Origin of the sequence: Yoonia maricola (genome assembly GCF_002797915.1) — a bacterium.
GTDB classification, from domain to species: Bacteria; Pseudomonadota; Alphaproteobacteria; order Rhodobacterales; family Rhodobacteraceae; genus Yoonia; species Yoonia maricola.
The window spans coordinates 1,689,551-1,713,659 of the sequence record NZ_PGTY01000001.1 but is presented as its reverse complement, the minus strand read 5'-3'; the positions used below and the strand labels follow the sequence as shown (position 1 = coordinate 1,713,659).

At 57.1% G+C, this 24,109-nt stretch carries 20 protein-coding genes and 1 pseudogene; 9 read left to right on the top strand and 12 right to left on the bottom strand.

Annotated elements, in window-relative coordinates:
• The first annotated feature begins 21 nt into the window (after positions 1-21).
• Together BC777_RS08645 and BC777_RS08640 are read left to right on the top strand one after the other, a co-directional pair.
• Positions 22-618 carry a uracil-DNA glycosylase family protein gene (locus BC777_RS08645; RefSeq protein WP_245834211.1) on the top strand — a complete coding sequence of 199 codons (597 nt, stop codon included), beginning with the start codon at positions 22-24 and terminating at the stop codon, positions 616-618.
• Positions 615-1,391, top strand: coding sequence for an SseB family protein (locus BC777_RS08640; protein WP_100367667.1), 777 nt, complete (start codon positions 615-617; stop codon positions 1,389-1,391). The genes BC777_RS08645 and BC777_RS08640 overlap by 4 nt, the downstream gene beginning before the upstream one ends.
• Here BC777_RS08640 and BC777_RS08635 read toward each other — a convergent pair.
• The 8 genes from BC777_RS08635 to BC777_RS08600 all read right to left on the bottom strand — a co-directional run bounded on the left by BC777_RS08635 (position 1,388) and on the right by BC777_RS08600 (position 10,784).
• Entirely contained in the window at positions 1,388-2,320 is a 933-nt protein-coding gene (locus BC777_RS08635) for a 2-hydroxyacid dehydrogenase (RefSeq protein ID WP_100367666.1), read from the bottom strand. The two genes, BC777_RS08640 and BC777_RS08635, sit on opposite strands and share 4 nt — an antisense overlap.
• Positions 2,320-3,459: a rod shape-determining protein RodA gene (gene rodA, locus BC777_RS08630; protein WP_100367665.1), complete on the bottom strand. Its 1,140-nt coding sequence runs from the start codon at positions 3,457-3,459 to the stop codon at positions 2,320-2,322. The genes BC777_RS08635 and rodA overlap by 1 nt, the downstream gene beginning before the upstream one ends.
• A complete protein-coding gene (mrdA, locus tag BC777_RS08625; RefSeq protein WP_100367664.1) occupies positions 3,456-5,396 on the bottom strand; it encodes a penicillin-binding protein 2 in 1,941 nt (646 codons plus the stop codon). Before mrdA ends, rodA begins: the two co-directional genes overlap by 4 nt.
• Positions 5,393-5,932, bottom strand: coding sequence for a rod shape-determining protein MreD (locus BC777_RS08620; protein WP_100367663.1), 540 nt, complete (start codon positions 5,930-5,932; stop codon positions 5,393-5,395). The genes mrdA and BC777_RS08620 overlap by 4 nt, the downstream gene beginning before the upstream one ends.
• Entirely contained in the window at positions 5,925-6,848 is a 924-nt protein-coding gene (gene mreC, locus BC777_RS08615) for a rod shape-determining protein MreC (RefSeq protein WP_100367662.1), read from the bottom strand. The genes BC777_RS08620 and mreC overlap by 8 nt, the downstream gene beginning before the upstream one ends.
• Positions 6,849-6,872: 24 nt before the next feature.
• Positions 6,873-7,910 (bottom strand): rod shape-determining protein, encoded by a 1,038-nt coding sequence (locus tag BC777_RS08610; protein WP_100367661.1) that lies wholly within the window; start codon positions 7,908-7,910, stop codon positions 6,873-6,875.
• A 306-nt stretch (positions 7,911-8,216) separates the two neighbouring features.
• Positions 8,217-9,776 (bottom strand): 2-isopropylmalate synthase, encoded by a 1,560-nt coding sequence (locus BC777_RS08605; RefSeq protein ID WP_100367660.1) that lies wholly within the window; start codon positions 9,774-9,776, stop codon positions 8,217-8,219.
• 246 nt (positions 9,777-10,022) lie between these two features.
• Positions 10,023-10,784 carry a YjiK family protein gene (locus tag BC777_RS08600; RefSeq protein ID WP_100367659.1) on the bottom strand — a complete coding sequence of 254 codons (762 nt, stop codon included), beginning with the start codon at positions 10,782-10,784 and terminating at the stop codon, positions 10,023-10,025.
• Between the two features lie 62 nt (positions 10,785-10,846).
• Between BC777_RS08600 and BC777_RS08595 the strand changes: the two genes are divergently transcribed.
• Positions 10,847-11,509 carry an SDR family NAD(P)-dependent oxidoreductase gene (locus tag BC777_RS08595; RefSeq protein ID WP_100367658.1) on the top strand — a complete coding sequence of 221 codons (663 nt, stop codon included), beginning with the start codon at positions 10,847-10,849 and terminating at the stop codon, positions 11,507-11,509.
• Positions 11,506-13,029, top strand: a complete 1,524-nt coding sequence (locus BC777_RS08590) for a cryptochrome/photolyase family protein (RefSeq protein ID WP_281251785.1) — start codon at positions 11,506-11,508, stop codon at positions 13,027-13,029. The genes BC777_RS08595 and BC777_RS08590 overlap by 4 nt, the downstream gene beginning before the upstream one ends.
• Before the next feature lie 61 nt (positions 13,030-13,090).
• Here the strand turns inward: BC777_RS08590 and BC777_RS08585 are convergent, their stop codons facing one another.
• Positions 13,091-14,503, bottom strand: coding sequence for an MORN repeat-containing protein (locus BC777_RS08585; RefSeq protein ID WP_100367656.1), 1,413 nt, complete (start codon positions 14,501-14,503; stop codon positions 13,091-13,093).
• A 140-nt stretch (positions 14,504-14,643) separates the two neighbouring features.
• On the opposite strand from BC777_RS08585, the gene BC777_RS08580 reads away from it, so the two are divergent.
• From BC777_RS08580 to BC777_RS08565, 4 genes are all read left to right on the top strand, one after another.
• Positions 14,644-16,305, top strand: coding sequence for an NAD+ synthase (locus BC777_RS08580; RefSeq protein ID WP_100367655.1), 1,662 nt, complete (start codon positions 14,644-14,646; stop codon positions 16,303-16,305).
• Between the two features lie 43 nt (positions 16,306-16,348).
• A complete protein-coding gene (locus tag BC777_RS08575; protein ID WP_100367654.1) occupies positions 16,349-16,777 on the top strand; it encodes a DUF1801 domain-containing protein in 429 nt (142 codons plus the stop codon).
• 118 nt (positions 16,778-16,895) lie between these two features.
• Positions 16,896-18,221, top strand: coding sequence for a glutamate--tRNA ligase (gltX, locus tag BC777_RS08570; protein ID WP_100367653.1), 1,326 nt, complete (start codon positions 16,896-16,898; stop codon positions 18,219-18,221).
• Positions 18,222-18,274: 53 nt separating this feature from the next.
• Positions 18,275-19,687, top strand: coding sequence for an MATE family efflux transporter (locus BC777_RS08565; RefSeq protein ID WP_100367652.1), 1,413 nt, complete (start codon positions 18,275-18,277; stop codon positions 19,685-19,687).
• Here BC777_RS08565 and BC777_RS08560 read toward each other — a convergent pair.
• The 3 genes and pseudogenes from BC777_RS08560 to BC777_RS08550 form a co-directional block, all read right to left on the bottom strand.
• A pseudogene (locus BC777_RS08560) lies at positions 19,658-20,213 on the bottom strand (gamma-glutamylcyclotransferase). The gene BC777_RS08565 and the pseudogene BC777_RS08560 overlap by 30 nt on opposite strands.
• The gene (locus BC777_RS08555; RefSeq protein ID WP_100367651.1) at positions 20,210-22,726 is read right to left on the bottom strand and encodes an ABC transporter permease; all 2,517 of its coding nucleotides are present in this window, start codon (positions 22,724-22,726) and stop codon (positions 20,210-20,212) included. Before BC777_RS08555 ends, BC777_RS08560 begins: the two are co-directional and overlap by 4 nt.
• Complete coding sequence (locus BC777_RS08550; RefSeq protein WP_100367650.1) at positions 22,723-23,415, bottom strand: ABC transporter ATP-binding protein; 693 nt, start codon at positions 23,413-23,415, stop codon at positions 22,723-22,725. The genes BC777_RS08555 and BC777_RS08550 overlap by 4 nt, the downstream gene beginning before the upstream one ends.
• Between BC777_RS08550 and BC777_RS08545 the strand changes: the two genes are divergently transcribed.
• Complete coding sequence (locus tag BC777_RS08545; protein WP_100367649.1) at positions 23,393-24,097, top strand: arylesterase; 705 nt, start codon at positions 23,393-23,395, stop codon at positions 24,095-24,097. The two genes, BC777_RS08550 and BC777_RS08545, sit on opposite strands and share 23 nt — an antisense overlap.
• Positions 24,098-24,109: the final 12 nt, after the last annotated feature.

Below are 24,109 nucleotides of genomic sequence, written 5' to 3'. Positions count from 1 at the left end.
GCGTGACAGTCGGATACGTCCATGCAAAGTTTCGCCATGTCCGTCCAAGATGAAATTTCGGCCTGCAGATTATGTGCCACGCGTTTTGCTGCGACCGCATCGCGCCATGCTCCGCGCCCCGTAGTTTGGTTTGATAACAAGCCACGCATTTTGATTGCAGGGCAGGCACCGGGGCTGCGTGTGCACAAGTCCGGACGGCCTTTCACCGACCGATCCGGTGATCGATTGCGCGAATGGTTGGGGCTGGATGAGGCGATATTCTATGATCGCAAGCGTGTTGCTATTGTCCCGATGGCGTTCTGTTTTCCTGGCTATGACGCCAAAGGATCAGACCTGCCTCCACCAAAAATCTGCGCAGAAACATGGCATGCCCGCGTCATGGACGCACTGGGTGATCCACCTTTAACGGTTCTCGTGGGTGGGTATGCGCACCGCTGGCACTTGGGCAAAGGGGCGGGCGTGACCGAGGCGGTCCGCAGTTGGCGCGACCTTGCACCGCGTGTCTTTCCCTTGCCTCATCCGTCGTGGCGGAATACCGGATGGTTGAAGAAAAACCCGTGGTTTGAGGCTGATGTGCTGCCCGATCTGCGCGCTGTTGTGAAAGATGCTTTGAAATGACCGACCTGGACCAAGCCCACGCCGCAATGGAGGCCGCGCCCGAGGATGACACGGCACGCCTGCAGTTTTACGAACGGCTTGCTGATACCGAATTGTTCATGCTGCTCGGGGCGGAGGCCGAGGGTGATCAGATCCAACCGGAACTGTTTGAGATCGAAGATCAGACATTTACGCTTGTCTTTGACCGAGAGGAACGCCTGTCGCAATTCGTGGGCCGTGTTGCACCCTATGCAGGTGTTCCCGGCCGTGCCTTGGCGCAGATGCTGACCGGGCAGGGGATTGGGCTGGCGCTGAACCTTGAAGTGGCCCCATCCGCGATGCTGATCCCGGCAGAAGCTGTTGAATGGCTGGTGGCAACCCTGTCGCATGGTCCCGATGAAACCGAAGCGCGGCTGACTGAGGTTTCCGCGCCCGTTGGCCTGCCACAGGCGGTTGTCACAGGCCTGGATCGCAAGCTGGCCATTGCAGCAGGGCTTGCGCGGTTCGCTTATCTTGCGGCTGCGACTTACGAGGACGGCGCGCGCGGTCATGTGCTGGCCTTTGTTGATGCAGTGGAGGGCGCGGAAAAGGCGCTTGCTTCTGCCGCTAGCGAAGCGCTGACGTTCTCGGGTATTGAGGCGGGTGTCATGGACGTGCTGTTTGTCCGGGCAAGTGACCCCTTGGCAGCACATCTGGCCAAAGTTGGCCTGCGGTTTGATCTGCCCGAGCCAGAGACACCACATGTGCCGGGCGCGCCGGGGATGGACCCCGCAAAGCCGCCCAAACTGCGTTAGTAGCCCCGCGTACGATCCACCAGATAGTGGAAAGGTTGGCCCGCTTCGCCGCGCGCGATATTCTCAGCAATAACCATTGACGCGGTCTCTGGCCGGGTGCTTGAGGCGATGTGTGGGGTCACGGTGATCTGTGGATGCGCCCAGAAAGGATGCGTCGCGGGCAATGGCTCTGTCCGAAAGACGTCCAATGTAGCATGGGCGATTTGGCCGCTGTCGAGTGCTGCAAGCAAAGCCGCATCATCAATTAAAGGGCCACGACCGGGGTTGATGATGAATGCACCTCTTGCCGGTAGGTTCAGGCTTTGCGCGTTCAGAATGTTCTCAGTCTGTGGTGTTTGTGGCAAAAGCAGGATGACGACCTGCGCATCGGACAATGCGGCGCGCAAACCGTCATCCCCATGCATGCAGGTGATATTGGGAATGTTTTTCGCGCGCCTGCTCCAGCCTGTGACTGGGAAGCCTAGCTGATGCAGAGCTTGCCCACACGCAGCCCCCAAAGCGCCGATCCCAAGTATCGTAACCGGCCGATGCGCGGCAACGGGTGGATAGGTAAAGTTGCGCCACACCCCATCCTGTCTGGTGATATGCTCATCCATGCCAAGGTGATGGCGCAGCGTATGCCCAACGACCCATTCAACCATCCCGTTCGTCAGGCTGTCATCCACCAAGCGACACAGCGGTTGGGTAAGCGTTGGATTATCTACAACTGTCTCAACCCCAGCCCAAAGGCTCATGATCGCCTTTGTCTTTTTGTAGGGCGTGAAGTCGGTGACGGGTCCATTGGGTGCGAAGACGATGTAGTCCACATCGGCTGGGCCATGGTCTCGTGACAGGTTGGCTTGCAGCCCCGCTTTTGCAAAAGCTTCGGTCAGTGGGCGTTGATATTCATCCCAACGCGCGGGTTGGGCAGAAAACAGGATATTCAGCATTAGCGCGGCCTGTGCACATGGGCACTTTGTACAAGACCAAAAGCAACCAAGAGTACCAACATGGCCGATCCGCCGTAGCTGACCAATGGCAATGGCACACCCACCACAGGGGCCAGCCCCGTGACCATCGCCATATTGACCGCAAAGAATAGAAAGAACGTCATTGCGATACCAAGTGTCAGTAAAGATGCAAACCGATCACGGTTGCCAAATGCCGAGATGATGCAAAAGAGCACGATCAGCAGGTAGAGCACCAGCAAGGTAGAGGCACCAACAAAGCCAAACTCTTCGGCCAATGTGGTGAAGATGAAGTCTGTGTGCTTTTCAGGCAGGAAATTCAGTCGAGACTGTGTGCCTTGCATAAACCCGCGTCCAGTCCAGCCGCCTGATCCCAACGCGATCTTGGCTTGCGTGATATGATAGCCCGCGCCCAGCGGGTCATTTGCGGGGTCAAGAAACGTATCAATCCGCCGGTATTGGTAATCTTGTAAGAGCTGCCAAGGCGTGCCGCGGCTTTGGAAAACCGCAACGATGGCGGCGACGCCACCACCAATCACCGTCGCAAAATAGGCCCAATGAACGCCTGCCAGAAACATGACGGTAGCCCCGCCGATCAAAAGTAGCAGCGCCGTGCCCAAATCAGGCTGGCTCAGAACCAGCATCGTGGGCGCAAGGATAAACAGGACGGGAATGACGACCCAAAGGGGGTGCGACGTTTTCTTATTCGGCAGCCAGTCGTAATAAGCAGCCAAGAACATCACCAGCGTGATCTTGGTCAACTCAGAGGGCTGCAAACGCATGAACCCGATGTCGATCCAGCGCTGCGCACCCATGCGGACCTCGCCAAAAAACTCGACCCCCAAAAGTAGTAACAGGGATCCGCCATAGGCAACAAAAGCCATGTTGCGCCAGAACCAGATCGGGACCATCGCGACAATGATCATCAGCACCATGCCAAGTGCAAAACGCTCCATTTGCGGTGCGACCCACGGCGTCATAGAGCCCCCCGCAACGGAATAAAGCATCAAGAAACCTGCACTTGCGACCGCAATCAGCAACAAGATAATCGGCCAGTTCAAGTGTAGAACTTTGCGAAGCCCGGTTGGTACGTATTTGGTATTATACTCAAGATAGCTCATACGCGGTCGCGCCCCTTGGCACCCGGTGGCACACGCGCTTCAATCCGACGCTGCTGTTCGGCAATCTGGTCCCTTACGCTCGTGGGATAGGCTTCCAAAGGTGGCGGTCCGCCGTATTGGGCTTGCAAAATGATGTCGCGCGCGATGGGGGCTGCCGCGCGCGATCCGCCGCCGCCGTGTTCCACAATAACAGACACGGCATAACGGGGGTTGTCGAAAGGAGCATATCCAACAAAGAGTGCATGATCGCGGCGTTCCCATGGCAGGTCTTCGTTGCTGGTTACGCCTGCCGCGCGTTCCTCAGGCGTGATGCGACGTACTTGGCTGGTCCCTGTTTTGCCCGCCATCTTATGCGCATCATCCATGATCCGCGATCCATAGGCGGTGCCCCGGCGATGGTTGCAGACATCAACCATAGATGCACGGATGCGGCGTAGCGTGTTTTCGTTGATGCCAAGGCTCTCGCCCAGGCCGGATGGTTGTTCGACCCCGTCAATCAGCCGGATCAGGCGTGGTGTGATTTCTCGGCCTGTCGCGATACGGGCCGTCATGACGGCCAGTTGCAAAGGCGAAGTCAGCACATAACCCTGTCCGATCGACGCGTTCACGGTGTCGCCAATACGCCATTCTTCACCGCGCACACGGGATTTCCATTCCTTATCAGGGGCAAGCCCTTCTGCAACCGCAGACAGTGGTAAATCATGGCGCACCCCAAGGCCCAGCTTGCGCGCCATTTCGGCCATTTTGTCGATGCCGACGCGCTGCGCGATTTCATAGTAGTAACAGTCGCAGCTTTGTTTCAGGCTTTCATGTAAATCGATGTTGCCATGCCCGCCGCGTTTCCAGCAGTGGAAACGGATGTTGAAGACATCTGTAAAGCCGGGGCAATAGACCGTCTCATCCGGGGTCACGAGGCCGGCCTCCATGGCGGCCATGACAGTGACCATCTTGAAGGTCGACCCGGGGGGATAGGTGCCTTGCACTGCCTTTGCGGCAAGTGGGCGGTATTTGTCTTCGTTCAGGGCGGTCCAATCCGGCACTGAAATGCCACGCACAAAAAGGTTTGGGTCAAAGGCCGGGGCCGAAGCAATCGCGCGCAGATCGCCATTTTCAAGATCGATGACAACGGCACCGGCGGATTCACCATCCAGCCGGGCCTGCACATAGCTTTGCAAGCGGCTATCGAGCGTCAACTGAATGTCTTTGCCGGGATCGCCTTCCTGCCGGTCCAACTCGCGCATGATCCGTCCGGCTGCGTTCACCTCAATCCGGCGGGTACCTGCGCTGCCGCGTAAAGTGTGCTCCAACTTATTTTCGGCCCCCGTTTTGCCGATCTGGAACTTGGGGATTTGCAGCAATGGATCAGCATCATCAATCCGGCTGAGATCATAGTCGCTGACCGGACCCACGTAACCCACAACATGCGCCAAATCAGCACCCCAAGGGTAGACGCGGCTGAGGCCCACTTCCGCCTGAATGCCGGGCAGGGCTGGGGTGTTGAGGTTAATCTGTGCGACATCTTCCCAAGACAAACGGTCCGCAATAGTCACGGGCACAAAGGGTGAGCGACGGCGCATTTCTTCCATGGCGCGAGACAGGTTAGCGGGGTTGATATCCACGATCTCGGTTAACTTGGCGAGGACTTCGCCAACGTCGCCTGCATCTTCGCGGACCATTACAACGCGGTAGTTTTGTTCATTGGCAGCAATCGCGATGCCGTTGCGGTCAAAGATCAACCCTCTTGAGGGGGGCAAAAGGCGTATGTTAATACGGTTTTCTTCTGCAAGTAGGCGGAATTCATCAGCCTGCTCGACTTGCATGGATTGCAGACGCCATCCCAACGCACCAATGACGCCCAATTGTGCGCCACCCATCACCAAGGCGCGGCGGCTGATTGTGCTGGTGCTTGCTATGACATCCTTGGCTGACCGTTTCATAAGACTTGCCCCTTAGTGCCGATTTCGCCGGGCGCTGTGCGCGAGACGCCAAAGATGAAATGGGCAATCAGTAACACGATGGGATACACAAGGATTGTTACCATCATTTCAATCAGGCTTAGCCCCAACGGTGCCTGCGGGGACATGACGATAGCCAGCACGATACGATTGACGATGGTGATGGCCACGATCCCAAAAGCGACGGTCCCCCATTCGATCAGCAAGGGCATGTTGCGGAATTCACGGTGCTGACGGCGCAGCATCTCGCTCAGTATCACGACCAATGCTGCCCATAGGCCCGGTGGCCGCATGAATAGAAAGTCAGTCATCAAAAAAAGGAAGGCGATAACTAGGACCGGGACATAATTGGGCTTGCGTACAACCCATGCCAAAGTCACAGCCAGCAACAGATCAGGTGCGACCCACAGCGACGGGCGCATGTCGAGTGGCACAAGATCAACCACGATCAAAACGAAAGCTAAACCGACGAATACCGCACCTTGCACCCATGTTTTGCGATCCACCCGTTCAGCCATCTGTCAGCTCCGATGCGCTGATAGAGGCGGGGTTGATCCCTGCAGGGCCAAAGAATTCTGCCTCAGGCGCCAGCAGGTTATCTGGATCTTCAATCTCTTCATGAGGTTGCGATCGCAGAACGCGCAGGAATTCAAGCCTTTGATAATCTGCCGCTAAACGTACGCGCAGGCGGTCATCTGTACCCAAGGCGACCTGACCAACCAGAAGATCGGCTGGAAAGACACCGCCATCGCCCGACGATACCACACGGTCGCCGGGGCGGACCAAAGCTGTGTCTTCCAAAAACTCAAGTGGCGGATTGAGTGAGTTATCACCGGCCAAGATAGCCTTTTGCCCAGATGGTTGGATCGTGACGGGGATGCGGCTGGATGTATCGGTCAGCAACATCACACGGCTGGTATTCTGGCCAACACCGGCAATACGACCCACAAGACCGATGGCATCCATGGTTGGCCAGCCATCGACAATCCCGTCACGCGCACCGACGTTGATCAGCACGGATTGACGGAATGGTGAGCCGCTGTCGGTGATCACAACGCCGGTGACGACCGTTAGTTGCGGATCGAGGCTCACATTATTGAGGTCGAGAAGCTTTGCGTTCTCCTGTTCCAATTGTAGTGCGGCCTCTTTCCAGGCCTTCATCTGCTGTAATTCGCGACGCAAATCCTGATTTTGTGCGCGCAGTTGTTGATAGCTTTGGAAATCATTGATCAGGTTTGCGGCCCCGGTGATGGGGGCCATTGCCCAATCAAATGACGGCACGAAGGTGTCTATCGCTGCCGCCCGTAACCGTTCCACCCGCGGGCTGTCGATGCGCCAGACCAGAAACAGACCGACCAATGCCAACACCAACACCCCGACCAGCAATCTGCGGATCGGGCCGATAAAGTCTTCGCTGTTCTTGTCGCGTGCCAAGGGCCGGTATTCCCTCGCGTTGGTTTAGCTATCGTAGTCTATCACATGCCGCAGCTGTTTTTCATATTCCAGAGCGCGACCTGTGCCCAATGCTACACAATTGAGTGACTCATCCGCTACGGAAATCGCCAGACCCGTCTGTTCACGCAGGGCCAGATCCAATTGACCCAGCAAAGCTCCACCCCCAGTGAGCATGACACCACGGTCGACGATGTCTGCGGCAAGATCGGGCGGGGTCGCTTCCAAGGCTGTCATCACCGCCTCGCAAATCTGTTGCACGGGTTCGGCCAAAGCTTCGGCCACTTGCGCCTGGCTGATCTCGGTTTCCTTTGGCACACCGTTCAGCAGATCACGGCCCCGAATATGCATCGACTGGCCACGGCCATCGTCGGGCATCCGCGCTGTGCCGATGGATGTCTTGATCCGCTCCGCCGTGCTTTCACCGATCAGCAGGTTATGCTGGCGGCGCAGATAGTTGATAATCGCCTCATCCATGCGGTCACCACCGACGCGGACGGAACGCGCATAAACGATGTCACCCAGCGACAGCACCGCGACTTCGGTAGTCCCACCACCGATATCGACGACCATGTTGCCAGTGGGGTCGGTGATTGGCATGCCAGCGCCAATGGCGGCCGCAATTGGTTCGGCAATCAGCCCCGCGCGGCGTGCACCAGCAGACAACACAGACTGACGGATCGCACGCTTTTCAACAGGTGTCGCGCCGTGTGGGACGCAGACGATGATCTTGGGCTTAGAAAACGTCGAGCGGCGATGCACTTTGCGGATGAAATGCTTGATCATCTCTTCGGCGGTGTCGAAGTCGGCGATGACACCATCACGCATCGGGCGGATCGCCTCAATGCTGCCGGGGGTGCGACCCAGCATCAGCTTGGCGTCTTCGCCAACGGCCAGAACTTTCTTCACGCCGTCTTTGACATGGTAGGCAACCACCGAAGGTTCGGACAAAATGATGCCCTTGCCTTTGACATAGACCAGCGTGTTCGCTGTGCCCAAATCAATCGCCATATCTGATGAAAACAATCCGCCGAAGCCTGCCATGCCAGTGGCCTTCCCAATCCCAGTGTGTCTTTGCCGCGTAATCCCAGTCTTGCGGCTTCATGTGGTTATAGAGACAGTGCAGTGGGGATAGAACCCCTTGCAATAGGAAACGCGGCAGCAATCTGCCACTTGCATTTTCCTGCTCTATTTGGCCCATATTTCAGAAATGAAACGAGAGATATTATACTTTTTCAACTATGGCAGTGAATAGGGCGTGGCTTCCAGATCATTCTGGCTTTGTCCAAAAGAAAAGCGGCGACCCATCGAAATGGATCGCCGCTCCAAGACTGAGTCGCCCTTGTTGTCTTAAGCGTCCTTGTAGCTGACGCCTTTGACGTCATATCCAGGCTCTGATTGTTCACGCCGCACAAGCAGTCGGTTCAGCGCATTGATGTAGGCTTTGGCGCTTGCCACAACCGTATCAGTGTCCGCAGATTGACCCGTCGCAATACGCCCATCCTCTTCCATCCGGACAGAAACCGTTGCTTGCGCATCGGTCCCTTCAGTCACTGCGCTCACCTGATAAAGCTGCAGGCCTGCGCCATGCGGAAAAATGGCTTTCACCGCATTGAAGGTGGCATCCACCGGGCCATCGCCCGTGGCTGATGTTTCAACCTCCGAGCCGTCAACCTCCATCACCATATCCGCCTTCTGGGGCCCATCCGTGCCGCAGATGACGCGCAGGGATTTCAGCTTCAGCCGGTCGTCCTCTGCGTCATTTTGGGTGACCAATGCCATTAAATCATCGTCAAAGACTTCCTTCTTACGATCGGCCAAATCCTTGAACCGCACGAAGACATCGTTCAACTGATTGTCCGCCAGGTCGAACCCCAGCTCATTCAGCTTGGCGCGCAACGCAGCCCGACCAGAATGTTTGCCCAAAGGCAGGGACGTTCCCGCCAGACCCACATCTTCGGGCTTCATCACCTCGAAGGTTTCGCGGTTCTTCAGCATGCCGTCTTGGTGGATACCGCTTTCGTGGGCGAAAGCGTTCTTGCCAACGATGGCTTTGTTGAACTGAACAGCAAAGCCCGAAACCGTGGCGACGCGGCGCGAGATATTCATGATCTTACGTGTGTCGATTTTGGTCGTGTACGGCATAATGTCGCCGCGCACTTTCAGCGCCATCACGACCTCTTCCAATGCCGTATTGCCGGCCCGTTCGCCCAGTCCGTTGATCGTGCATTCGATCTGACGCGCACCGCCTTCGACAGCGGCTAGCGAGTTTGCGGTCGCCATGCCCAGATCATTGTGACAATGGGTAGCAAAGATCGCGTCATCCGCACCGGGCACAGTTGCGATCAGGTTGCGGATCAGATCGGCGCTTTCAACAGGTGCCGTATATCCGACGGTATCTGGAATGTTGATCGTCGTCGCACCTGCCTTGATCGCAATCTCGACCACACGGCACAGATAATCCCACTCGGTCCGGGTCGCATCCATGGGCGACCATTGCACGTTGTCACAAAGGTTGCGCGCATGGGTTACGGTATCGTGGATACGCTCGGCCATCTCGTCCATATCAAGGTTCGGGATCGCCCGGTGCAGGGGCGAGGTGCCGATGAAGGTGTGGATGCGCGGCGATTTGGCGTGTTTCACGGCCTCCCAACAGCGGTCGATGTCTTTGTAGTTGGCGCGGGACAGGCCGCAGATCGTGGCTGATTTGGCCAGTTTGGCAATCTCGCTCACCGCCTGAAAGTCGCCTTCTGAAGCGATGGGAAAGCCCGCTTCGATGATGTCGACGCCCATGTCGTCCAACATCTCCGCGATTTCCAGTTTCTCGTCATGCGTCATGGTCGCACCCGGTGACTGTTCGCCGTCGCGCAGGGTGGTGTCGAAGATCAACACTTCGTTCGATTTGGTCATTTTGAAATTCCTTTAGTCCTTAGCATATTTTGGCGCGTTTCACCCTCTGAGCGGTCGCGCCGGCAGGCACGCTCAGAGGCAGCTAAGGAGTAGGATGTCGCGCGAAAGCAGCCCCGCGAGGGCTGAGTTTGTGATATGTGCGCAGATCATCATTCTCGCAGTTATACAAAGCTCTGCGCTGTTGGAAAGTGTCAAATGCGCTCCGTGCGGGAGTTTTTTGTTCCAGTTGAAGCAGGGGCAATTGCGTTAGAACATCAGGCAATCGGATTCTGGCGGCAGTGGATCGGCACCTGTAGGAAGCGTTGGCTGGTAATCGAAAGATGCAATTGTAGCCCCACTGTCAAACGCAATGAAGACCTGGCCTGAGCCGGGGCGAATGGCGATCCCTTCAGGGTCCATGCCGTAGGGGCGCAGGGATGTCGTCCCCAGCAAAGTGCCCGTCGCGTCGAATTCATACAGGCTGTTGGTGCCTTCCATGTCATCCACGATCAGCAGATGCCCTGTGCGTGGATCACGCGCGATGCCTTGCGCTTCGGTCAGGGGTGGGTCGAGTGACAGCGTGCTGATTTGGCGCTGGATGGTGCCATCGGGGTTCAGCCAGGTCATGCGTTCAGGGTCATCCTCGACCATGATCACGGTCCCGTCCTCGGTGATAGTCAGCCCTTCGGTATCCGCCCAGCCCACATCAGATTGGAATGGATCAGCCAGCGCCACACCGTTCTTGGTGATCCTTTGGAAACTGCCCAGACCATCCGCCACAAGAAGGTTATCGCCCTCTATCGTGATCGCCTTGATCCGGGTCAGGTCGCTGGTGAGGCGACGCAGTTCATCACCCTGCAAAGTGACCAAGATCACCTCTGGCCCTTCGTTGGCGATCCAAAGCCCACAAAAGGTTGGGTCGTAATCAAGACTGGCGGGGCGGTTGAGGTCGTAGCTCGTCTGATAAGTCAGCTCTAGCGCTGTTGCGGGAGCCGCCAGCAACATCAGGAACGTGATAGCGGTGCGCATTGTCATCCTCCTTGTCCCTTGCTGAGGTGGCGCTAAATCGCAACAAGTCAAAGGAGAATTAAATGCGCGCATTGGTGATTGGGGCAAGTGGCGGGATTGGATCGGCGGTTTCGGCGCATTTGATGTGTGATGGATGGGACGTCACGGGCCTTTCGCGGTCGGTTGATGGGTTTGACGTGGCCAACCCGGCGTCGGTTGAACGGGGCTTGGCCGCGCAGACGGACCCCTTTGACCTGGTTTTCGTGGCTGTTGGCATTTTGGCGCCATTGTGGGGAGCACCTGAAAAGGCACTTTCTGCCATCAAGCCTGATGATATGGCCCGTGTCTTTGCGGTAAACACGATTGGCCCGGCTTTGATCTTGCGGCATGCCGCCCACCTTTTGCCCAAAGACAGGCGCAGTGCTATCGCCACGCTTTCTGCGCGCGTGGGCTCAATCGGCGACAATAGTATCGGCGGTTGGCACTCTTACCGCGCCTCCAAAGCGGCGCTGAATCAGATTGTGCATGGGGCAGCGATTGAGTTGGGGCGCTCGCATAAGCAATCGATCTGTGTGGCGTTGCATCCCGGTACCGTCGAAACGCCTTTCACGCAGAATTACGCTGGCCGTCACAAGACCGTTCCGGCAGAGCAGGCAGCGGCCAACCTGCTGGATGTGATGGCCAAGCTGAGCCCGGAACAATCTGGTGGTTTTTATGACTACGCTGGGCAGGAGATTGTCTGGTGAGGTTGGTTCTTGTTCTGGGTGATCAGTTATCAATAGACCTGTCGGCCCTTCTCAAAACGGATAAGGCTGAGGATGTCGTGGTCATAGCAGAGGTGGCGGATGAGGCGTGCTATGTGCCGCATCATCCTAAGAAGATAGCGTTCACTTTTTCTGCGATGCGCAAGTTTGCGCAAAAGTTGCGCGATGACGGTTGGACAGTTGCCTACACTAAGCTGGATGATCCCGAGAATTCAGGCTCGATCACAGGAGAGCTGATCCGCCGTGCTGTAGAACATGATGCAGCTGGCGTGGTTTATACAGAGCCCGGTGAGTGGCGCTTGATTGAAGCGTTGGGAAATATGCCCCTCAAGACCCATAGCCTGCCGGACACCCGTTTTATCGCGACACATCAAGAGTTTGAAGAGTGGGCCGAGGGTCGTAAGCAGTTGCGAATGGAGTATTTCTATCGCGATATGCGACGCAAGACCGGCCTTTTGATGGACGATGACAAGCCCGAGGGTGGCAAGTGGAACTACGATCACGACAATCGCAAGCCTGCCCCCGATCAGGTGGACTACGCCGGGCCGATGCAATTTGCCCCGGATAAGACGGTCGCCGAGGTGCTTGCGCTTGTGGGTGCCCGTTTTGGTGACAACTTTGGCGACTTACAGCCGTTCTGGTTTGCCACCGATACCGGGCAGGCCCGTCAGCATCTGGCGCATTGGCTGAAAGGCGGCTTGCCGAAGTTTGGCGACTTTCAGGATGCGATGTTGAACGACAACCGGTTCCTCTATCACGCGATCATCGGGCTTTATATTAACGCAGGCCTGCTTGATCCGTTGGAGGTCTGCCAGAAGGCAGAAGAGGCTTATCGCGCAGGTGCGGCACCCCTGAATGCTGTGGAAGGGTTCATTCGCCAGATCATTGGTTGGCGTGAATATGTGCGTGGCATCTATTTCCGCGAGGGGCCGGATTACACCGCGCGTAATGCGTTAGGCCATGATCGCAAGCTGCCTGCGATGTACTGGGGCGGGGAAACCAAGATGAACTGCGTCGCCAAATCGGTGGGCCAAACCAAGGCCGAAGCCTATGCGCATCATATCCAACGCCTGATGGTGACGGGCAACTTTGCGCTTTTGGCGGGGATTGATCCAGCAGAGGTGCATGAATGGTATTTGGCGGTTTATGCCGATGCCTACGAATGGGTTGAGGCGCCCAATGTGATCGGAATGAGCCAGTTCGCCGATGACGGGATCATTGCGTCAAAGCCCTATATCTCATCAGGGAATTACATTCACAAGATGTCAGATTACTGCGGGTCCTGCGCATATCGGGTGCAGGACAAAACGGGCGAAGATGCCTGTCCGTTCAACCTTCTGTATTGGCATTTTCTGGACCGGCACCGAGAGCGTTTCTCGGGCAATCCTCGGATGGGCAATATGTACAGGGTTTGGGACCGTATGGACGGTGCGCGGCGCGAGACGGTTTTGCAAGAAGCAGATAATTTCTTGCAACGCATGGATGCGGGTCAGCCAGTTTAGGCACCTGAAACGAACAACGCCAGCCCAAAGGACCGGCGTTGTTCTGCAATGCTAAGAGTGTTTATTCGCTACCGGTCGTCTCGGACACCAGCGCACCATCGGACCAGATGCCGATGCTTTCCTGACCTGTGGCATAGCGCATTGTGCCTTCGCCTTCGCGGCGCCCACGTACAAAATTGCCTTCGTAGACATCGCCATTGGCATAGGTCGCAAGACCTTCGCCGCTGATCTCGCCGTCTTGCCATTCGCCAACATAGTTGAAGCCATCGGGCAAAGTGATCTCACCATCGCCATTGCGCTGGCCGTTCAGGAATTCACCAACGTAGACAGTGCCATCGGCATATACCGCCCGGCCCAAGCCGTTGCGCTGCCCTTCGGACCATTGCCCTTCATAGACGTAGCCATCCGCATAGGTCATCTTACCTTGACCGTGGTTCTTGGCGTTCAGGAACTCGCCTTCGTAAACAAGACCATTCACATATGTCGCTACACCCGCACCATTGATCACACCTGCTTGCCACTCACCTTCATAGGTGGATCCATCAGGATAGGTGATCTTGCCAGTCCCATCCGCCAGATCGTTGACAAATGTGCCCGCGTAAACAGAACCGTCCGGGTAGGTCACTTCACCTTCGCCTTCGATCTTACCTTCGACCCAAGCGCCGACATAGACGTAGCCATCTGTGCCTCGGAATGTGCCAGTGCCGTGGCGGCGATCATTGAGGAACGTTCCCTCATAGCTATCGCCGTTGGCATATGTGACCGATCCTTCGCCTTCGCGGCGGCCATTGACCAAGGAACCTGCATAAACATCACCGTTTGGCTGGGACAATGTGCCGTCACCTTGGATTTGTCCGTCAACCCAAGCGCCGCTGTACACAAGGCCATCAGCCATGGTCAGCGTGCCGTTGCCGTCACGTTCCCCGCCTCGCAGCGTCCCTTCATAGATAGCGCCATCAGGATAGGTGATTTTGCCTTCACCTTCCTTTTCGCCATTCAGCCAGGCGCCTTCGTAAATATATCCACCCGGGCTGGTCATCGTGCCGACACCGTGATGCATCGCATTGCGGAATTCACCTTCGTAGGTCACGCCATTGGCGTATTGCGCAACGCCTTGTCCTGTGATGTTGCCATCGACCCATTCGCCTTCAAAAGTGCCGCCATCGGCAAAGGTGATGCGCCCCTGACCCTCTGGCTTTCCTGCGGCGAATGATCCTTCGTAAACCGACCCATTGGGGAATGTCGCGATACCTTCGCCACGAATTTCACCTGCAACCCATTGACCTGTATATTCATAGCCATTGGGGAGGCGGTAGGTTCCAGTGCCATCCTGTTTGCCATCAACGAAGGTGCCCTCATAAATGCCACCATCATCATATTGCTTGGTTTGAACGTCTTGTGCTGCCGCACCCGATGCCACACTTGCTGCGATAATGGCGACCGCCACAGCTTTAGGTAATCCAAACAACGTCATCAGTTTCTCCGATCGCTCTATAGTTCGCGCAGCTTATGAGACGAGATGCCACCTGACAACGGCTAACAGCCGAAAGTGTCAAACGGCTTTCCCCCGCGCCTCTTTCTGCTACATGCATGACAAGTTATTTGGACAAAACTATGACAAAAATTCTACGCCTCACCATGGCACAGTTAAATCCCACAGTAGGGGACATTCCAGGCAACGCAGACCAAGCGCGCGCGGCCTGGGCCGAAGGCAAAGCGGCTGGTGCTGATCTGGTTGTATTGCCAGAGATGTTTTTGACGGGCTATCAAACGCAAGACCTTGTCGCAAAGCCTGCCTTTGTGGCCGATGCAATGGTCCATTTGCTGGCTCTGGCGCAGGATTGTGCAGACGGCCCCAGCTTGTCTATCGGTGCGCCAGTGGTCGAGGACGAGCGGCTTTACAATGCCTATTTCACTTTGCGTGGCGGCGAAATCGTATCGCGTGCGCGCAAGCATTTCTTGCCAAACTTCAACGTCTTCGACGAAGTCCGCCTTTTCAAGAGCGCTGACATTGCAGGCCCCCACGCCCTTAACAACGGGGCACGCATCGGCAATCCGATCTGCGAAGATGCCTGGTACCCGGATGTCTGCGAAGCGATGGTCGAAAGCGGTGCCGAGATTTTGGTGGTTCCCAATGGCTCCCCTTACTTTCGCGGCAAGTTCCCTATTCGCATGCATAACATGGTCAGCCGGGTGATCGAAAATGACGTGCCTTTGGTCTACGTCAATATGGTTGGCGCGCAGGATGATCAGATGTTCGATGGGGGGTCTTTTGTCCTTAATCGTGGCGGAAAATTGGCAGTTCAGATGCCGATCATGGACGAGGGATTCGCCCATGTTGACTTCGCGCTGACAGATGACGGCTGGGTCGCGCTGGACGGCGACAAGGCAACATTGCCCGACATGTTGGAGCAGGACTACCGTGTCATGGTCGAAGCTTTGCGTAACTATATGCGCAAGACGGGCTTTCAAAAAGTGCTGCTGGGCCTTTCTGGCGGTATCGACAGCGCCATCGTTGCGGCAATTGCGACTGATGCGCTGGGGGCAGAGAACGTGCGCTGTGTCATGCTGCCGTCCGAGTATACGTCACAAGGTTCACTGGATGATGCCGCCGCTGTCGCCAATGCGTTGGGATGCAAATACGACACGATCAGTATCGCAGGGCCGCGCGCAGCAGTGACCGAAGCGCTCGCCCCCCTCTTTGAGGGGTTGGCGGCTGACCTGACCGAGGAAAACATCCAATCCCGCCTCCGTGGTCTGCTGCTCATGGCGCAATCGAACAAGTTCGGGGAAATGTTGCTGACAACCGGCAATAAATCCGAAGTCGCCGTCGGCTATGCCACGATCTATGGCGATATGGCGGGCGGCTATAACCCGATCAAAGACATGTACAAGACACGCGTCTTCGAAGCCGCACGCTGGCGCAACGCCAATCACCGAAATTGGATGAAAGGCCCCGCAGGCGAGGTGATACCTGTCGCGATCATTGACAAACCACCCTCTGCCGAATTGCGGCCCGACCAGAAAGACGAAGACAGCCTGCCGCCCTATGACGTGCTGGACGGTATTCTTTACATGCTGGTCGATCTCGATCGGTCTGTCGCCGATTGCGTGGCAGCGGGATATGATCGCGATACAGTCAAACGGGTCGAACATCTGATCTACATCAGCGAATACAAACGCTTCCAGTCTGCGCCCGGTCCACGCTTGTCAGACCGCGCATTTTGGCTTGATCGGCGTTATCCAATCGTCAACCGCTGGCGCGATAGTAGCTGAAACGATCGTTTTGAGATCGCATGAGCAGGTGCTAAAATGCCTCATGGCCGATAACAAAACCAAAGCGACAACTCAAAGCGTCGATGATTTCCTCGACGCAGTTGACCATCCTGTACGACAGGCCGATGCACAAACGCTCAACCAACTCTTTCAGGATGTAACGGGTTGGCGACCGCAAATGTGGGGGCACAGCATTATCGGCTATGGCCAGTACCACTACACCTATGACAGCGGGCGGAGCGGTGATTTCCTCGCCACCGGTTTCAGTCCGCGTAAGGCCAACCTCTCGATTTACATCATGCCCGGATATGCCGATTTCAAAGCAATTCTCGCGCGTTTGGGCAAACACAAGATCGGCAAGTCCTGTCTCTACGTGAACAAACTGGCTGACATCGACATGGCTGTGCTGGAAGAGTTGATCCACGCAGGCCTCGCCGATTTGGGCAGCCGCTGGCCGATCATGCCGACATAAACCCTCTTTCTTCGTCCAATCAAACTTCGGGGTCCGGGGCCGCGCCCCGGTCCGGCATCTGCCAAACTGGACATCGCTCGCGTCTCATGCTCAAAGCCCTCCAACAGGAGACGCATTCATGACCACCACCAGATTCGCCCCATCGCCTACAGGCTGGTTGCATATCGGCAACCTACGTGCCGCGCTCTTCAACTATGCCATTGCGCGGCAGCAAGGCGGGACCTTCATCCTGCGGATCGACGACACGGATGCGGAACGGTCCAAGGACGAATATATCGCAGGCGTTAAAGATGACCTGACATGGCTTGGCTTCACGTGGGACCGGATCGAGCATCAGTCGGCACGGATTGAAAATTATCTGGCCGCCAAGCAAAAGCTGATCGATATGGGGCGGCTTTATGAGTGTTTTGAGACGCCAGTTGAGCTGGACCTCAAGCGCAAGAAGCAACTGAACATGGGCAAACCCCCGGTCTACGACCGTGCGGCGCTGGAACTTTCAGATGACGAGAAAGACACATTGCGCGCTGAGCGCGGCTCGCATTGGCGGTTTAAGCTGGATCACAAGCGGATCGAATGGACCGACGGGATTATCGGCGATATCTCGATTGATGCGGCATCGGTAAGTGACCCGGTGCTGTTCAAGAACGATGGGCAAATTCTATATACTTTGGCGTCTGTCGTGGATGACACCGAAATGGGGATTACCGACGTCGTGCGTGGCTCTGATCACGTCACGAACACCGCAACCCAAATCCAGATGATCGCAGCACTGGATGGTGCGGTGCCTCGTTTTGCCCACCACTCATTGCTGACCGGACCTCAGGGTGAGGCGTTGTCAAAACGCCTTGGTACATTGGCGCTGCGTGATCTGCGCAAACAGGGGATCGCACCGCAGGCGATCCTTTCACTTATGGCACGTCTTGGGTCATCCGATCCGGTTGAGCTGCGCAGCAATATTGACGAGGTGGTTGCAGGCTTCGATCTGTCAAAATTTGGCTCTGCTCCCACCAAGTTCGACGCCGAAGACCTGATCCCATTGACTGCGCGCTATTTGGCCACGCTGAGTGCTGATGACGTGGCCGATGTTTTAACATCGGCTGGTGTGCCGGATGACCTGGCCGAACCATTCTGGAACGTGGTGCGTGATAATATCAACAGCCTAGATGATGTGGCAGACTGGTGGGTGCTGTTCCGCGATGGGGCTACACCATTGGTCGAAGACGAAGACCGCGCCTTTGTGGCAGAAGCCTTCGCCATGCTGCCGCCGCTGCCCTATACGCCGGAAACATGGGGTGAATGGACAACCGCGGTGAAAGAGGCGACGGGCCGCAAAGGCAAGGGCCTTTTCATGCCGCTGCGTAAAGCGGTGACAGGGCGGCAACGCGGGCCGGAGATGGCGGATGTCATGCCACTTTTGCAGACGCGCCCTACATTCGACGCCTAAGCTTCACAACAAAATCGCTTGATATTTGCGCGCTGTCCTGCGCTCCATAAGTGATGAGTGACACCAAAGTCCCAGATGCCCAGGCCAAGTTCACGCACGGCAGCCTTTTTGGCCATATCTCGGTGATGTCACTGACCGCATCCGTTGGTCTCATGGCTGTTTTCCTTGTCGACTTTGTCGATATGATCTTCATCTCGATGCTGGGTAAGGCCGAACTGGCTGCCGCAGTTGGATATGCCGGTGCCATCCTGTTTTTTACCACGTCATTCGGCATCGGCATGGCGATTGCAGCAGGGGCGCTGGTCGCCCGTGCATTGGGCGCAGGTGCGGCAGAAGAGGCCCGCAGGCGCGCGATAAACGCGCTGATCTACGGCGTAATCTTTGGCACGCTTTTTGCCGCTACCGTATGGTTCAATCTCAGCTATCTGGCATCGCTTCTTGGGGCGACAGGCGAAACGCGCGAACTTGCGGTGCACTACCTGCAAATCATCGTCCCCTCGCTGCCCTTCTTGATGATCGGGATGATCGGTGGTGCGATCCTGCGTGCGCATGGTGATGCACGCCGTGCCATGATGGCGACGATCTGGGGTGGGTTGGTCAATGCGGTGCTTGATCCGATCCTGATCTTCGGGCTCGATCTGGAGTTGACGGGTGCGGCGCTCGCCAGTGTTTGTGCGCGGGTCGTGATTGCGATCACTGCCTTGCTGCCGTTGATCCGCCACTATGGCGGGTTCGACAAGCCCACACCAAGCAGCCTGACGATCGATCTGCGCCCCATTCTTGCCATTGCTATCCCTGCGATCCTCACACAGCTGGCCACACCCATTGGCCAAGCCTATGTCACCCGCACCATGGCCGAATTCGGGGAAGAAGCCGTCGCTGGCATGGCTATCGTCGCCCGCATGACGCCTGTTGGTTTTGCGGTCATCTTTGCGTTGTCGGGCGCGATCGGGCCGATCATTGGTCAGAACGCTGGCGCCGCGTTACATGACCGCGTCAGAGGCACTGTCCGCGATGGCATGCTTTTTACGGGTATGGTCGTGATTATTGTCTCAGCTCTCTTTTACCTCGCGCGTCCGGGACTGCAGATACTGTTTCAATTGGAAGACGGCATCGCCCTTACAATTGTGTTCCTTTTCGCTGGCCCTTTGTCGCTGATGTTCTTTTTCAATGGCGTGATCTTTGTGGCCAATGCGGCGTTCAATAACCTTGGGCATCCGTTCTATTCCACAATCGTGAATTGGGGGCGGCACACGCTGGGCACCATCCCCTTTGTGATCGTGGGTGCGGCCTGGTTTGGCGCACCCGGCGTCTTGATCGGGCAGTATCTGGGTGGTGCGGTCTTTGCGACTGTTGCTGTCCTGCTGGCCCGCCATGTTCTGACCCATCAAGAGGCAGAGGCAGAGGAAACGGAGCCCTTCTCCCGGCAAGCGCGCTTATTCAGCCTGCTCCATCACCGCCGCTAGGTGACGATCCACCAAGGCCTGTTCTTTAACGCTCAAGCTTTGATGACGCGGATAAATCGGGTCCGCACGGTCATTCAAAACAGGCAAACCCCACCCGGCGGTCGTTTCAAAGAAATGCGCAACGCCGCCCAGCCCATGCATCCGCAGATAGCCTTGCACGACCACATCGAGATAGCTCAGCAGAATGGGGTGATCTTCGTGTTCTATAATATGCTCTGGCCTGACTTCATAAACTGCCGTGGGTAGCTGCGGGGCCATCATGTCGGATTGTTTTACTGACATCATGCCGCTGATACGCCGCCTCGCGCTGGTCCAGCGCGGCCCAATCTGCGCCGGGGACACGGGCGATCACGCCATGCAAACTGGTCTGTCCGCAGGGCATGATTGAAAGGTAGGCCACCTCGCGCAAATGCGTCCGCCGCTAAACACGCCGCCAGCCATGCAGGACAGCCGGGCGCGGATCGTCATAAGCATGGGTCGCAAGGTTCACGAGGCTGCCATAACCGAAAAACGCCGGATTGTTCATTCGCGCGCCCGCAAGACCTGCGCCGGTTTGGCCGACAGCGGACGCCATGCAAATGCGAGGCCGGCCAATAGTGAAGCAAGCACCCCACCGCCAATGATCATCAGTGCGTTTGACCAGATGATCGTATAGCTGGTTTCCATAATAAAGGTCGAGACCGCCCAACCACCAATGATGCCAGCACCCAAGGCAACGATCCCTGCAGCCAAGCCGAGGATCGCCGCACGTAACGCAAAGCTGGTGATGATACGCCGCCGCGATGCGCCCAGTGTTTTGAGGACTGCGGCCTCAAACGTCCGGGCGCGTTCACCAGCGGCTGCAGCACCGATCAGCACCAGAAAGCCAGTAACCAGCGTGATTAGCGCTGCATACCGCGTGGCTGCGGAAATCCCGCCAACCAGTTCAATTACCTGATCAATCGCGTCGCGGATACGGATCGCCGTGATGTTGGGATATGCGGTGGCCAGATCGCGCAGGATCTCGGCTTCGGCCTCTTCGTCTGCGTAAACGGTAGAAATCCAGCTATGTGGCGCACCGGCCAGCGCGCCCTGGTTCATGGCCAGAACAAAGCCGATCCCGGCATCTTCCCAACTGACATCGCGAAAACTGGTGACCTCTCCTGTAATGTCGCGGCCCAGCACGTTGACCGTCATCATATCACCCAGTTGCAGGCCCATCTCTATCGCCTCTTCGGCAGAGAAACTGATCTGCGGCGGGCCCTCATAGCCTTCGGGCCACCATTGGCCAGCGGTCACTTCTGTGCCGTTGGGCTGCGTGTCGGCGTAGGTGATGCCGCGGTCGCCCTGAACGACCCAGTGCTCTCCCGCGACCTCAGAGGCGGGCTGTCCGTTGATCTGCGTGATAATACCACGCAGCATAGGTGCCGTATCGACGCGGGCAACCGCGCCGTCGCCATCAAGGCGCGCACGAAAGTCGTCGATCTGGTCAGGTTGAATATCGACAAAGAAATAACTGGGCGCCACGTCTGGCAGATCGTTTGAAAAGGAATTGCGCAGGTTGCCGTCAATCTGGCCCACTGACGCAAGGACTGTGAGCCCCAGACCTAGCGATAGGACCACAGATGTTGCCTCGCCCCCGCGCGCGCCAATTGCGCCGAACGCCAGCCGCAGGGCAGGGCGCCCGCGTGCAGGTTTGCGGAACCGCCGGGCCAGCCAGCGGATGATGATGGCGGCGCACACAAGAATAGCCAGTGATCCCGCAATGCCCCCCGCCGTCCACAGCGTCAGGAAAACGGTCCCTGAAAACAAGATCGCAGTACTGATCAAAATGATGATCAGACCGGCAATCACGATCAGATAGCGCCGTGCAGGCAAGACAGAACTGGCCGTAAAGGCATCCCGGAACAAGGTTGCAGCACGGATATCATCCGTTTTGGCGAGTGGCCAAAGGGTGAAAACAAGTGCGGCAAGCAGGCCGTAAATCGCAGCCTCAATCAACGGTGCCGGATAGAGGGCAAATACCGCGGGAATAGGCAGGCGTGCTTCGATCAAGGGGGCGAAGAGGAGGGGTAGGGCCGCGCCGATGACCACGCCAATCAGAACGCCCAAAAGGGTGAGCACCCCGATCTGAATGAAATAGGTTTGAAAGATAATCCTGCGTGTGGCCCCCAACGTCTTGAGCGTTGCAATCACGCTTGTCTTGCCCGCCAGATAAGCGCGCACAGCGGCTGAAACGCCAACGCCGCCAACCGCAAGACCAGAAAGGCCTACAAGGATCAGGAACGCGCCGATCCGGTCTACAAAGCGCGCAACACCACCAGCGCCCCGCCTGCTATCGCGCCAGCGTAAGCCACTGTCGGCAAACTGAGCGTTGGTTTGGTCTTCCAGTGTTTGCAGAGGCGCATCATCGGGTAGGTCCAGCCTATATTCTGTTGAAAACAGCGTCCCTTCCATCAGCAAACCAGATGTCGCCAGATCATCGGTTAATACTACAGTACGTGGCCCAAGGCCGAAACCGCCAGCGGCATTGTCGGGATAACGTTCCAGAATGGCGCGCAGGGTAAATGCCTGCTCACCCAGCCGAAATGTATCACCCGCTTGTAAGGCCAGCCTGTCGGCAAGCACAGGTTCCATCACGGCACCTTTATCTGCCAGCGCTGCGTCCAGGGTCATCGGCGGTTCCAATTGCACCGCACCGATCAACGGATACATGTCATCGACCGCACGTACCTGGGTCAATCCACGCTCTGTTTCGCCGTCTCGTTCAACCACAACCATGGACCGGAAATCGACGGTTTCAGAAACATTTTCTGCAATCTCTTCCAACCACGCCAGTTCAGCATCGCGCGCAAAGCGGTAGGTGAATTCGACCTCTGCATCACCGCCCAGCAGGGCCGCGCCATCGCGCTTGAGCCCCGCCTCAATCCCGGCGCGGACGGTGCCAACGGCGGCAATGGCTGCCACACCCAGCGCCAGACAGGCCAGAAAGACGCGAAACCCGCGCAAGCCGCCGCGCAATTCACGCGCAGCCAGCCGGGCTGAGATGGCGAGGCTCATTCCGCAGCCTTTGCAACAGGTGCATCAATACGCCCGTCGCGCAGACGCACGACCCGGTCGCAGCGGTTTGCCAATTCGTTCGCATGGGTGACCATGATCAACGTGGCCCCATGCCGGTCGCGCAGACCAAAAAGCACATCAATAATCGCCTGCCCGTTGGTTTCATCCAGATTGCCTGTTGGCTCATCGGCCAGCAGGATGCGCGGGCGCGGGGCCGATGCGCGGGCAAGGGCGACGCGTTGCTGTTCGCCACCAGACATTTGGTTGGGGTAATGATCGACGCGGTTGCCAAGGCCCACCGCTTCCAGCTCGGCCTTGGCGCGGTCGAATGCATCCTTCGCACCGGCCAATTCCAATGGGGTTGCGACGTTTTCAAGTGCTGTCATCGTCGGGATCAGGTGGAAAGATTGGAACACCACCCCCATATTGTCCCTACGAAAGAGGGCAAGCTGGTCTTCGTCCATCGCCGTCAGATCCTGGCCCAATGCCGTGATCTGACCCGATGTTGCCTGTTCCAGCCCGCCCATGAGCATCAGGAGCGATGATTTGCCAGACCCACTCGGCCCGACCAGCCCCAGCGTTTCCCCGGCGGTGACCTCAAGCGAAATGTCATGCAGTATATCGACCTGTCCCGCGTTGCCGTCGAGCGACAGGTTTGCATTGGCGATGGATAAAACAGGTTCTGTCATCTTGGCGGCCTTTGTGCAGGGGTCTTACGTTGCATATGGTGCCGTTTGGCGCGCTGCCAAGTTGGGTGCCGCAGTTTTGCTGACAGCGACTTTGGTGCAGGCCGAAACCGTGACAGTTGCCGCCTTGGGTGACAGCCTGACGGCAGGGTATGGTCTAACGCAGGGCGATGGTTTTGTACCCCAGTTGGAAAGCTGGCTGGCCGCGCAAGGCGTGGATGTGACGGTGATGAACGCGGGCGTATCGGGTGATACGACTGCAGGCGGGCTTAGTCGTGTGGCGTGGACATTGACACCGGATGTGGACGCAATGATCGTGACCTTGGGTGGCAATGATTATTTGCGCGGGATTGATCCCGCGGTCAGCCGTGCCAATCTGGACGGCATTTTGGCGGCAGGACAAGAGGCAGGGGTGGAGATGCTCTTGGTTGGTCTATCGGTGGGCGCCAATTATGGGCTGGATTACAAGCAAGAATTCGAAGGCATGTATGCCGATCTTGCAGTGAAATATGACATTCCGCTTTACGCTGACTTTGCTGCAGGCCTGCGCGCGGCAGCTGGTATGCAGGATGGCATGTCAGAATTCATGCAGGCCGATGGCATTCACCCCAATGCCGAAGGGGTTTCGGTCATTGTTGCGGCGATCGGGCCGACTGTGCGCGATCTTGTGACAGCGGCTCAATAGGCGATGCCTGGG

What these genes read in the sequence shown, in the direction of transcription:
- BC777_RS08585 (WP_100367656.1), bottom strand. Translation starts at nt 14,503, where the DNA reads ATGACGTTGTTTGGATTACCTAAAGCTGTGGCGGTCGCCATTATCGCA.
- BC777_RS08610 (WP_100367661.1), bottom strand. Translation starts at nt 7,910, where the DNA reads ATGGCAGGCTTCGGCGGATTGTTTTCATCAGATATGGCGATTGATTTG.
- gltX (WP_100367653.1), top strand. Translation starts at nt 16,896, where the DNA reads ATGACCACCACCAGATTCGCCCCATCGCCTACAGGCTGGTTGCATATC.
- BC777_RS08595 (WP_100367658.1), top strand. Translation starts at nt 10,847, where the DNA reads ATGCGCGCATTGGTGATTGGGGCAAGTGGCGGGATTGGATCGGCGGTT.
- BC777_RS08600 (WP_100367659.1), bottom strand. Translation starts at nt 10,784, where the DNA reads ATGCGCACCGCTATCACGTTCCTGATGTTGCTGGCGGCTCCCGCAACA.
- rodA (WP_100367665.1), bottom strand. Translation starts at nt 3,459, where the DNA reads ATGAGCTATCTTGAGTATAATACCAAATACGTACCAACCGGGCTTCGC.
- BC777_RS08620 (WP_100367663.1), bottom strand. Translation starts at nt 5,932, where the DNA reads ATGGCTGAACGGGTGGATCGCAAAACATGGGTGCAAGGTGCGGTATTC.
- BC777_RS08555 (WP_100367651.1), bottom strand. Translation starts at nt 22,726, where the DNA reads ATGAGCCTCGCCATCTCAGCCCGGCTGGCTGCGCGTGAATTGCGCGGC.
- BC777_RS08605 (WP_100367660.1), bottom strand. Translation starts at nt 9,776, where the DNA reads ATGACCAAATCGAACGAAGTGTTGATCTTCGACACCACCCTGCGCGAC.
- BC777_RS08645 (WP_245834211.1), top strand. Translation starts at nt 22, where the DNA reads ATGCAAAGTTTCGCCATGTCCGTCCAAGATGAAATTTCGGCCTGCAGA.
- BC777_RS08575 (WP_100367654.1), top strand. Translation starts at nt 16,349, where the DNA reads ATGGCCGATAACAAAACCAAAGCGACAACTCAAAGCGTCGATGATTTC.
- mrdA (WP_100367664.1), bottom strand. Translation starts at nt 5,396, where the DNA reads ATGAAACGGTCAGCCAAGGATGTCATAGCAAGCACCAGCACAATCAGC.
- BC777_RS08580 (WP_100367655.1), top strand. Translation starts at nt 14,644, where the DNA reads ATGACAAAAATTCTACGCCTCACCATGGCACAGTTAAATCCCACAGTA.
- BC777_RS08545 (WP_100367649.1), top strand. Translation starts at nt 23,393, where the DNA reads ATGGATAAAACAGGTTCTGTCATCTTGGCGGCCTTTGTGCAGGGGTCT.
- BC777_RS08640 (WP_100367667.1), top strand. Translation starts at nt 615, where the DNA reads ATGACCGACCTGGACCAAGCCCACGCCGCAATGGAGGCCGCGCCCGAG.
- BC777_RS08565 (WP_100367652.1), top strand. Translation starts at nt 18,275, where the DNA reads ATGAGTGACACCAAAGTCCCAGATGCCCAGGCCAAGTTCACGCACGGC.
- BC777_RS08635 (WP_100367666.1), bottom strand. Translation starts at nt 2,320, where the DNA reads ATGCTGAATATCCTGTTTTCTGCCCAACCCGCGCGTTGGGATGAATAT.
- BC777_RS08550 (WP_100367650.1), bottom strand. Translation starts at nt 23,415, where the DNA reads ATGACAGAACCTGTTTTATCCATCGCCAATGCAAACCTGTCGCTCGAC.